We start from the raw sequence: 11,670 nt of genomic DNA, 5'->3' as shown, positions 1-11,670 counted from the left end.
AGTATGAATGCTTGTAAGGAAAAAAGTAAGAAAATTGGTAAAAGAATTCGTTTTATTAAAAACGATGTATTTGGTATTCTTAGCACTATTTTTTTTGTTCTGATATAATTTCGAAGACAGATAATAACCTGAAGAATTACTTTTAGCATAAACAGGAGATTCTACAACTGATAATATCAATACCAATAAGAAAACAAAGAAGTGTTTTAGTTGCATTGAAAATCTATTTACTTAATTTTAAAACAAAAGCCTCTTTGTAAAAAAAACAAAGAGGCTTATATTTTATTTGTGGTGTTGCCACTATTTAATTAGCTCGTAAGAACGCTTAATAAAATTTGTTAAATCCTCACCATGTAAAAGGTTTTGAGATAATTTTGCTAAATCAAAAGCTTGAGAAATTAAACCTTTTTGAGCAGCTTCGTCTTTATTGTTTAAAATTTCAGAAACTAATGGACTATTCGTGTTTACTACTAAATTGTACATGTCTGGGAAGTTACCCATTCCCATCATTCCACCACCACCAGAAGCTTGCATTTCTTTCATTCTACGCATAAATTCTGGAACTGTAATTAAAAACGGTGAAGCATCAGAATCCATAGACTCTAATTGAACAGTGTACGTTTTAGATGGTACAGCAGCTTCAATAATAGGTTTTAACGTTTCTTTTTCTGCATCAGTTAACTTAGAAATTACATTATCATCTTTCTTAATTAAGTTATCTACGTGATCTGCATCAACCCTAGTAAATTTAATTTTTTCTCCTGCACCTTCTAATTTTTGCATTAAATGAGAAATAATAGGTGAGTCTAATAATAATACTTCATATCCTTTTGCAGCGGCATCTTGTATATAACTGTGCTGACCTTCTTTGTTTGCAGCATATAAAATTACATGATTTCCATCTTTATCTGTCTGAGTATCTTTTGTTTTTTCAATCAATTCATCAAACGTAAAGTAAGAATCTGCAACAGTTGGGTATAAAGCAAATTTCTTAGCTTTATCGAAAAATTTATCTTCAGACAACATTCCGTATTCAATAATAACTTTAATGTCATTCCATTTTGTTTCAAAATCTGCTCTATCTTTTTTGAAAATAGAAGCTAATTTATCAGCTACTTTTTTAGTAATGTAACCAGATATTTTCTTTACAGCACCATCTGCTTGTAATCCAGAACGAGATACATTTAAAGGAATATCAGGAGAATCTATAACTCCTTTTAACATTTGTAAAAAGTCTGGTACAATTCCTTCTACATTATCTGTTACAAAAACTTGGTTTTGATACAATTGGATTTTGTCCTTTTGCATGTCCATGTTTTGAGATAACTTAGGAAAAAATAAAATTCCTGTTAAGTTAAAAGGATAATCTACATTTAAGTGAATATGAAATAATGACTCTTCAAATTGCATTGGATACAATTCTCTGTAGAAGTTTTCATAATCTTCATCACTTAAATCTGCAGGAGATTTTGTCCAAGCAGGTTCAGTATTATTGATAATTTTATCAACTGTAATTTGTTTATGAGGTTCTGTAGTTTCTTTACCATCTGCATCTTTAGTAGTTGCAGGTGTAAACTCTGGATCGTTAATTTCTTTAGTTCCAAATTTAATTGGCACTTGGTTAAAACGATTGTATTTATTTAATAAACCTTCAATTTTAGCATCTTCTAAAAACTCTAAAGAGTCTTCTGCAACATGTAAAATAATTTCTGTTCCTCTGTCAGATTTATCAGTTTCTACTAAAGTGTATTCAGGAGACCCATCACAGGTCCAATGTGCAGCAGGTGCATCTTTAAAAGATTTTGTTTTAATTTCTACTTTGTCTGCTACCATAAAAGCAGAGTAAAAACCTAGTCCAAAATGACCAATAATACCTGCTTCATTATCTTTATATTTATCTAAAAATTCTTCAGCACCAGAAAAAGCAATTTGGTTGATGTATTTTTCAACTTCATCTGCAGTCATTCCTAAACCTCTATCTTTAATAGTAATAGTTTTAGCATCTTTATCAATACTAACTTCCATTTTAGTATCACCTAATTCAGTCTTTGCTTCACCAATAGAAATAAGGTGTTTTAATTTTGAAGTCGCATCTGTTCCATTAGAAATTAATTCACGTAAAAATATTTCGTGATCAGAATACAAGAATTTTTTAATCAGTGGAAAAATATTTTCTACAGATACATTAATGTTTCCTTTTGCCATTTTTATATATGTTTAATTTAAATTATTATTTATAGTTAGACAAGTAGTCAAAAAAAATACCAAAACAGAATTTATGACAAGATGACATTTTTAGTGACAAATATTATTTTTTTACTGATGAATAAGTTTAATTAAATTAATCAACGTTTTATAATAGAATAACTACTTTAGTAAAAAAAAAAGAACACTATTTTATAATTATTAGAACTATAAATTATGGAGCCTATTAAAGATGAATTAAATTTAGATGCAATTACAGCTATATTTAATGCGCAAAAAGTTAATCAATTTGTAGTAGCAAATCAATCTATAAAAGCAAGAAGAAAAAAACTTTTAGCTTTAAAAAAAGCAGTTTTAGTTACTTACAGAAAAGCGATTAAAGAAGCCTTATATAAAGACATGAAAAAACCTGCTGCAGAGGTAGATTTAACTGAAATATACCCAATAACCAGCGAAATTAAACACACTTTAAATAATTTAAATTCTTGGGCATATAAACAAAGAGTTGCTACACCAATAGCATTTTTAGGTGCTTCGTCTTTTATAAAATATGAACCTAAAGGGGTATGTTTAATTATTTCTCCTTGGAATTTTCCTGTTAATTTAACATTAGCACCTTTAGTAAGTGCAATTGCAGCAGGTAATACCGTTATTTTAAAACCTTCAGAAATGACACCAAATATTTCTAAAGTGATGAAAACTTTAATTACAGATATTTTTAATGAAAATGAAGTAGCTTTAATAGAAGGAGCTGTTCAAACATCAACAGATTTGTTGTCTTTACCATTTAATCATATTTTTTTTACAGGATCTCCAGCAATTGGTAAAATTGTAATGTCTGCAGCTGCAAAGCACTTAACCTCTGTAACTTTAGAATTAGGAGGGAAATCTCCAACCATTGTAGATGAAACTGCTTCTGTAAAAAGTGCTGCGAAACGTATTGCTTGGGGTAAATTTGTAAATGCAGGACAAATTTGTATTGCCCCAGATTATATTTATGTCCATAAAAGTAAATATGAAGCTTTGGTAACTGAGTTTAAAAAAGTATTGAATAATTTTTATGAAAATGAAGCAAATACCTCTAAAAGTTATGCTTGTGTGGTAAATACAAATCATAAAAAACGAATTATAAGTATTATAGAAGATGCAAAAGAAAAAGGAGCAACAATTACTTATGGAGGTAAAATTGATAAAAACTCTAATACCATAGAACCAACTATTTTAACAAATGTTTCTTTAAATTCTAGGGTAATGCAAGAAGAAATATTTGGTCCTATTTTACCTATAATTTCTTATGATAATATTAAAGATGTAATTCATACTATTAATACAAATGAAAAGCCTTTAGCATTATATATTTATAGTAAGAAAAATAAAAATGTGCAACATATTTTAAACAATACAAGAGCAGGTGGCTCTTGTATAAATAACAACGGAGTTCATTTTTACAATAATAATTTACCTTTTGGAGGTTCTAACAATAGCGGAATAGGAAAGTCTCATGGTTTTTACGGTTTTCAAGAATTTTCGAATGCAAGAGGAGTTTTAAAGCAAAATATACCTGGAGCTTTAGAAATGTTAACTCCACCTTATACCAATTTAAAAGAGAAAATTATTAACTTAACCATTAAATTGTTATAAATTCTTTTAAGAATATAAATTTGTAATTTTGTTCTTGCTTTTTTATGTTTTAATTTGGTAAAATATACTTTTTAACAAAGCTTTTAAGATTAAATAATAGACAACAAACAATTAATTAAAAATATTAATATATGTATAATTCTAAAATTATCGGACTTGGATACTATGTGCCAGAAAGCGTTGTAACCAATAACGATTTAAAGGAGTTTATGGATACTTCAGATGAATGGATTCAAGAACGAACAGGAATTAAAGAAAGAAGATGGATAGACCCAAAATCTGGAGATACAACAGCTGTAATGGGAGCAAAAGCTTCTAGAATAGCTATAGAAAGAGCTGGTTTAGCAAAAGATGATATAGATTTTATTGTATTTGCAACTTTAAGTCCAGATATGTATTTTCCAGGAGGTGGTGTGCAAGTACAAGAGATGTTAGATATGCCAACAATTGGTGCTTTAGATGTGCGTAACCAATGTTCTGGTTTTATTTATGCAATGTCTGTTGCAGATCAGTTTATAAAAACTGGGATGTATAAAAACATTTTGGTTATTGGTGCAGAAAATCATTCTGGAGGATTAGAAAAATCTACAAGAGGAAGAAATGTTTCTGTAATTTTTGGTGATGGAGCAGGAGCTGCAGTACTTTCTAGATCTGAAGAAGAGGGTAAAGGAATTTTATCTTCTCATTTACATTCGGAAGGAAAACACGCTAAAGAATTGGTGTTAGAAGGACCTTCTACAGGAAGATGGGTACCAGAAATTTTAGAAAAAAACGACCCAGAAGATGTTTCTTATTACCCATATATGAATGGGCAGTTTGTATTTAAACATGCTATAACACGTTTTTCTGAAGCCATTGTAGAAGGTTTAGTAGCAAATAATTTAGAAAAAGAAGATATTGATATGTTAATACCTCACCAAGCGAATTTACGTATTACACAGTTTATACAAAAGAAGTTTAGATTGTCTGATGACAAAGTTTTTAATAATATAATGAAATACGGAAATACCACTGCAGCGTCTGTTATTATTGCGTTAACTGAAGCTTGGGAAAAAGACAAAATTAAAGATGGAGACTTAGTGGTATTAGCTGCTTTTGGTAGTGGTTTTACTTGGGGTTCTGTTGTAATACGTTGGTAAGATAGTAGCTTTTGGTATTTGGCTATTTGCTATTAGTGATAAAAAAAGTGCTACATTTTGTAGCACTTTTTTTACTTTTGTTAATTCGCTAATTTAAGACGATTATGACGTTGTTTTAATGACTTATAATCGACGTTAGCGAAGTTCGTTTTTTTAAGTTTAGAAACAAACTAAACTAGTTTATTACAAAACACCACCACTTCCTTGGGTTTCGTTTTTTTCTCTGTATTTTCTATTTCTTGCTCTGTTTTTTCCACTACCAAAATCATAAGAAAATCCAAGATAAATAGAACTGTATTCTAAAGTATAGTTTCCTGTTTGTGCAAATGGGTTGGTTGCTGAAAAATCTAAATGGTAACCATCAAAAATATCAGTTCCACGTATTGTAATAGCTCCATTACCATCAAAAATAGATAATTGTGCAGCTGCATTTACTAAGAAAAAAGGTTTTACTTTAAACTGCACGTTTTCGTTTTTTCCTCTATACATACCAGATAATTGAAAACTTAATTTTTTAGAAGCTTTAAAGTTATTGCTTATGTTTGCTGTAAAACGAGTGTTTTTAATACTTTCTGTTTTATTATTTATAATACCTTCACTTTCTTGAGAATACAAACTAGAACTTGGTCTAAAACTCCACCAATTTGTCAGTTTAAAACTAGAAGAAAACTCTACACCATAACTATCTGAAGTATCGTAATTTTCATAAGAAAGCAATTGTCTATCTGCATTGGTAATATCTTTATTAATAACTCTACCAATTTTATCTGTAGTGTTTCTGTAAAAAGTACCAAAAGACAAATACCCTTTTTTAATACTTCTGGTATAATTTATCTCAAAAGAATTGGTAAATTGTGGTTGTAATGTTTGGTTACCAACAGAAATGGTTAGAGGAGAAGTCCACTCTTGTATTGGTGTTACTTGCTCAATACCTGGTCTGTCTACTCTTTTGCTATAACCAACCTGAAATTCATCTTTATCTGAAGCAGCATAAGTAAAATAAGCAGAAGGATATAGTGTTAAAAATGTGTCTTCATAAGGTTTTACAGCAGTTTGTTTTGTGTTTGTAAACAAACCATTTACTGTAAAATGTTCTAAACGTAATCCTCCTTGAAACGTAAGTTTTTTAAATTCTTTGGTGTAATTTACATAACCAGAAAAAATATCTCTATCGTAATTAAAAGTGGTATTTCCTTTAGCTACAATTGCAGGATTTCCACCAGTTTCAATTTCTTGATCTGTAATAATATTATTAAAAGTAGTTTGTATTCTTGCTTCTAAACCTAGTTCTAAATTTCCTCCAGAAATGGGTTTCGTATAATCTAAATTGGCTAAAAAAGTATCGGAATTATTGGTAATTGTATTCTCGTAATTATAGAGTTTAGAACTTGGATTTACAGTTTCTATAACAAAATCGTTTTGAGGATTTGTGGTTTTTGTATAATTAAGCTCGAATTCTATATTTTGTCCTTTGTCATCAATATTTATTTTATAATCAATGTTATACGCTTGTTCTTTGGTGTTGTACTTTGATAAGTTAGGCGCATTAAAAACAAGACTGTTATTTTCTATTACTTTGCTATTGATACTAAAATCTGTATCAGCAAAAGTTTGAGAAGTATAAAAAGATAGGGTATTTTTTTTGTTGATGTAAAAATCGATTCCGCTTTTTAAATAATGACTGATAGTATTGTCTATATAATCGATGTTTTGATATAATTCCTTGTTAGTTCTATCAAAAAAAGAGAAGGTTTCAAATTTCCCAAAATCGTAACTATAATTTGCATACATATTTATTTTACCAGTTCTGTAATTTAAGTTTAAAGAACTAGTTGGTCTTGTATTTATACTATGTTCTGCACCAATATTTATAGAGCCGTTAAAACCTTTGGTAATATTTTTTTTAAGAATGAAATTGATAATTCCACTCATACCTTCAGGATTGTATTTTGCAGAAGGATTTGTAATTAATTCTACACTTTTTACAGTAGCAGCAGGAATTTGTTTTAATAATTGAGCAGGAGATAAGTTAGAAGGTTTTCCGTCAATTAAAACACGCACATTATTATTACCTCTTAAATTAATAGTTCCAGAGCTAAAATCGACTTCTACTAAAGGTATGTTTTCTAATAATTGTAAAGAGTTTGTACCGGCAGAAGCTAGATCTTTACCCACATGTATTATTTTTCGGTCAATTTTTTGAATAAATGTTGATGTTTTTGATTGTATAGTAACTTCTTCTAAAATGTTAGGTTCTTCTTCTAAATGAATTGTTGAGAGATCTATTTTGGGTTGACTTTCAGACAACACAATGGTTCTTTTTATAGTTTTATAGCCAATAAATTGAATTTCAATAAAAATAGTTTTTAAAGGGAGTTGTTCTATCAGAAAAATACCTTGGTCATCTGTAATTCCGCCAGAAAAAATGGTGTCGCTTTCGTCTTTACAGACTACGTTTACATAAGGTAAGTTTTTTTTAGATTTAGAATCGACGACTTTTCCAGTGAAAATTCCAATATTTTTTATAACTCTTTTTTTATTTTTTGCATAAAAAGAAAGTGATAAAAAAAGGAGTATAAGGGGTACAAACTTTTTCATAATCATATTTTAAGCTTGTAATATTCATAGCAAATAAGGTCTTACAAACTAGAATAAATGTAATAAAATTTTCGGTATAAAAAAAATTCCATTTTGGACCATATAAAATTTAAATTTTTAATATTTTTTGTTACTTTAAAAATAATTATTAAAAAGGTTTTAGACTAAAAAAAACTTGAATTCTGCATAACAGAATCCAAGTTTAAAAATCAAAAGTAATCATGTTGTTTTCTAGAAACCACCACCACTTTGTTTGGTGTTATCATCTCTTTGTCTTCTTCTTTTAGCTTTGTTTTTTCCACTACCAAATCTGTAATTAAAACCAAGGTATGCAGTTCTGCTTTCCCAATTAAATTTACCATTTTGTACAAACGGACTAGAAGAGTTAAAGGCAAATTTCATTCCTTTAAAAATATCATTAACTCTTAAGTTTACAGTTCCTTTTCCTTTTAAAACGGTTAAACTTGCACCAGTATTTATCATCCACATATTCTCTATTTTCCATTGTATATCTTCTTGTGGACCTCTATACATAGCAAATAATTGAAATCTTAAATTTTTAGATGCTTTAAAACTATTGCTAATTCTTGCATTAAAAACTTCGTTTGTAACTTCTATTCTAGAAGCGTTTACGTTGTTTTGATCTACAATACCTAATTGTTTTTGTGAGTAAAAATCCATACTAGAGTTTATTCTCCACCAGTTATTTACTTTATAGTTTGCAGAAAATTCTAATCCGTAAGAACTTGTATCATCAAAATTAGCATGCGAAAGAATTTGTTTTACATCTGGGTCTAAAGGATCTGCAAAAGTTACACGAGAAATGTTATCGTTAATTTTTCTGTAAAAAGTACCAAAAGTTAACGATCCATTTTTAATTTGACGTGTGTAATTAACTTCGTACGAATTTGTAAACTGAGGGTCTAATTCTGGGTTACCAACAGAAGTAATTAATGGTGTACTCCATTCTCTAATAGGGTTTAATTGCCCAATACTTGGTCTATCAACTCTTCTGCTATAACTTACTTGAAACTGGTTTTTTTCTGATGGATTGTATGTGAAGAAAGCAGAAGGATATAAGGTGTTCATTTTATCTGTAACTTTTTCGAATCCATTTTCGTACTTAAAAGTACCTTCTATTTCGTATTGCTCAAAACGTGTACCTAATTGCATGGTCAATTTCCCAAATTTATGTCCGTAGTTGATATAACCAGAATATATTTTTCTATCATAATCAAAAGAAGAATTACCAACTCTCTCGTAACCAGTTATTACATCATTAATATTTCTTATTTCTCTTTCTTGATCTGTAAGGTTAATGTTTGCAGTATTATTACTTCTATATTCTAAACCTAATTCTAATTTACCTTCTTTAGAAACTGGGTTGGTATAATCGATATTAATTAAAGTATTGTTTCTATCGTTTTCTATTTCATTAGTGTAATTGTAAATTTTGTAATCATCATCGTCATTAGGATTTTTTAAATAATCTATATTTTCTGCATCTTCAGGATTATCTGTGTTAGAAATGGTTGCTTCAAATTCTAAATTATGACCTTTTTTTTCGAAATCTACTTTGTAATTTACATTATAAGTTCCAGAGTTATTATTTTGATTTTGTATGTTTCTAGCATCAGAAATTAAAGTTCCATTTCCATCAATTATTGTGCTTCCACTTCCATCACCATTAAATTTATTAAAGGTTGTATAAAAAGATAAAGTGTTTTTATCATTTAAGTAAATGTCTGCACCTACTTTAAATAAATGCGATTCATTTTTATTAACAAACTGGAAATTTTGCAACACATTTGCAGAAGGCCTGTCTACAAAACCATAATTAAAATTATTACCTCCATTATAACCATAATTACCAAAGAAATTAACTTTACCTGTTTTATAATTCATGTTTGTAGAAGCATTATAACGTACATAATGACCCGCTGTAATACCTGTATCTACAGAACCATTAAAACCCATATTTGCATTTTTGTTTAAAATAATATTGATAATTCCGCTCATTCCTTCTGGATTGTATTTTGCAGAAGGATTTGTAATTAATTCTATACTTTTTATAGAGGTAGAAGGTATTTGTTTTAGTAATTGAGCTGCAGAAATGTTAGTTGGTTTACCATCTACCAAAACACGTACATTATCATTTCCTCTTAAACTAATTGAACCTGTTTGACTATCTACACTAACAGATTGTACATTGTTTAAAAGCTCTGAAGCAGTTGTGCCAGCTGCAGTTAAATCTTTACCAACATTAATTACTTTTCTATCAACTTTTTGAGTAACTGTAGAGGTTTCTGCTCTAACAACTACTTCATCTAAAATAGAACTGTCTTCTTCTAAAGCAATGGTGCCTAAATTTAGTTTTTTACTTTTATCAGTAATGCTAATTTTTTTAGAATAGATTTTAAAGCCAATAAATTGTACTTCTACTAAACTATTTCCTTTAGGAATGTCTTTAATTTTAAAGTTTCCGTTTTCATCTGTAATACCTCCTGTTATTATTTTTTTTGCAAAATCTCTAATAACAATATTTACGTATGGTAAAGCTTCATTAGAGTTTTTGTCTACTACTTTACCTGTAATAATTCCAGGTTTAGCAAGTTCTCCTTTTGGCATTTGTGCAAAGAAATTTATGGATACTAATAAAATTGCAAATAGTATTATTTTTTTCATTTGTAGTTAATTTTGGTTGAATTTCTTTATATTGAGTTCTATATAGACGTTTCAAATTCTATATTTGTTACAAGAATTAATTTTATTTAACTTATTCTTAACATATGAAAAAAGTAACATTAGTTTTAGGTGCATCAACAAATCCAAATAAATATTCGAATATTGCTATAAAGAGATTTATTGATAAAGAAATAGAAGTTGTTGCAATAGGAGCTAAAAAAGGAAAGGTATTTAATGTTGTTATTGATGATGAAAAAAAAGCATACAAAAACATAGATACAGTTACTTTGTATTTAAATAAACAAAGACAAGAAGCTTACTATAATTATATAATTAGTTTAAATCCTAGACGTGTAATTTTTAACCCAGGAACATTAAATGATGATTTTATAAAACTGTTAAAAGAAAATAATATTGAAGTAGATGTGGCTTGTACTTTAGTGTTATTAAGTATGAATCAATATTAAAAAAAGTAAATTGAATTGGTGAAAATTATTTTCCTTTTTCTAATATTGTGAGTTCTAATAATTTTTTTTATTAGAAATAACCAATCCAATTTACCTTAATGCAAATTTAATTTTTATGAAACTTTTTTACAATACTCATAATGAGTATTAATAGTTTAGAATTATATTAATTTTGGATTACTTTTAAAGTAACTAATTAACTCAAAAGTAGAAGATAAGTTTAATTTTTTAAGGATATTTCTCCTATGAGTATCTACTGTATGTTTACTAATATTTAGCCCTTCAGCAATATCTAGACTTGTTTTTTTAGATAATAATAAGCGAATAACATCTCTTTCTCTATGGCTAATAACATCTAATAAGTTTGTGCTAGATATATTTTTGTAGAAAAGAGTTTCGTATTCATTTTCTTCATTTAAATATTTTGCACTAGCACAAATATCCATATTTATGTCTCCATCCATAACTGTATAATGTGCCAAACCAATTATTGGTTTTAGATCTTTATCAAACTGAAGTGGAGTTGTGTTTTGAATGATCGTTATATATTTTCCTTTAGCGTTTTTAATTCTGTAATTCCAAGTATAACTCATTCTTTTGCGTTTCTCGTCATCTAATTCATTCATGGTAAAAGTCATAAGTTCATTTAAACAAGAAAGCCAAATTTTAATATCTTTAGGATGAAAAAGTGTCCAGAAATAATCCATACCATCTTCTAACATTTTTTGTTTAGATAAACCAGTACAGATCTTAAAATTTTTACTAACGTATTCGAAGTTTTGATTTACAGTGTTAGTAATACAGAAAAATGTGGTGTTATGTGGGTAATAAAAGTCAAGCTCAATCAGTTTTTTAATATGTTCTTTAATTTCTACTTTTGGGTAACTATTAAAAATTTCATTATAAACAACATTAATATTATTCAATTTCAATAG

General features: G+C 28.3%; 8 protein-coding genes. 3 read left to right on the top strand and 5 right to left on the bottom strand.

The genetic code is table 11. The features are described 5' to 3' along the window. The coding region (locus ABJG40_RS00345; RefSeq protein ID WP_348022588.1) for a hypothetical protein at positions 1–216 on the bottom strand (216 nt) is incomplete at its 3' end. A gap of 84 nt (positions 217–300) precedes the next feature. Then, positions 301–2,205: a molecular chaperone HtpG gene (gene htpG, locus ABJG40_RS00340; protein WP_348022587.1), complete on the bottom strand. Its 1,905-nt coding sequence runs from the start codon at positions 2,203–2,205 to the stop codon at positions 301–303. A 216-nt stretch (positions 2,206–2,421) separates the two neighbouring features. On the opposite strand from htpG, the gene ABJG40_RS00335 reads away from it, so the two are divergent. Beyond that, positions 2,422–3,846: an aldehyde dehydrogenase family protein gene (locus tag ABJG40_RS00335; RefSeq protein WP_348022586.1), complete on the top strand. Its 1,425-nt coding sequence runs from the start codon at positions 2,422–2,424 to the stop codon at positions 3,844–3,846. 131 nt (positions 3,847–3,977) lie between these two features. Next, positions 3,978–4,985 carry a beta-ketoacyl-ACP synthase III gene (locus ABJG40_RS00330; protein WP_348022585.1) on the top strand — a complete coding sequence of 336 codons (1,008 nt, stop codon included), beginning with the start codon at positions 3,978–3,980 and terminating at the stop codon, positions 4,983–4,985. A gap of 183 nt (positions 4,986–5,168) precedes the next feature. Here ABJG40_RS00330 and ABJG40_RS00325 read toward each other — a convergent pair whose 3' ends face one another. Continuing rightward, positions 5,169–7,583 carry an outer membrane beta-barrel family protein gene (locus ABJG40_RS00325; RefSeq protein WP_348022584.1) on the bottom strand — a complete coding sequence of 805 codons (2,415 nt, stop codon included), beginning with the start codon at positions 7,581–7,583 and terminating at the stop codon, positions 5,169–5,171. Between the two features lie 231 nt (positions 7,584–7,814). Next, positions 7,815–10,268: a TonB-dependent receptor gene (locus ABJG40_RS00320; RefSeq protein ID WP_348022583.1), complete on the bottom strand. Its 2,454-nt coding sequence runs from the start codon at positions 10,266–10,268 to the stop codon at positions 7,815–7,817. Between the two features lie 104 nt (positions 10,269–10,372). On the opposite strand from ABJG40_RS00320, the gene ABJG40_RS00315 reads away from it, so the two are divergent. Continuing rightward, entirely contained in the window at positions 10,373–10,735 is a 363-nt protein-coding gene (locus ABJG40_RS00315) for a CoA-binding protein (protein WP_348022582.1), read from the top strand. A 161-nt stretch (positions 10,736–10,896) separates the two neighbouring features. Here the strand turns inward: ABJG40_RS00315 and ABJG40_RS00310 are convergent, their stop codons facing one another. Next, complete coding sequence (locus tag ABJG40_RS00310; protein WP_348022581.1) at positions 10,897–11,667, bottom strand: LuxR C-terminal-related transcriptional regulator; 771 nt, start codon at positions 11,665–11,667, stop codon at positions 10,897–10,899. Positions 11,668–11,670: the final 3 nt, after the last annotated feature.

Source organism: Polaribacter sp. (assembly GCF_039939415.1).
In the GTDB taxonomy this organism is placed as follows: Bacteria; Bacteroidota; Bacteroidia; order Flavobacteriales; family Flavobacteriaceae; genus Polaribacter.
This window is presented reverse-complemented; position numbering and strand designations above follow the sequence as displayed.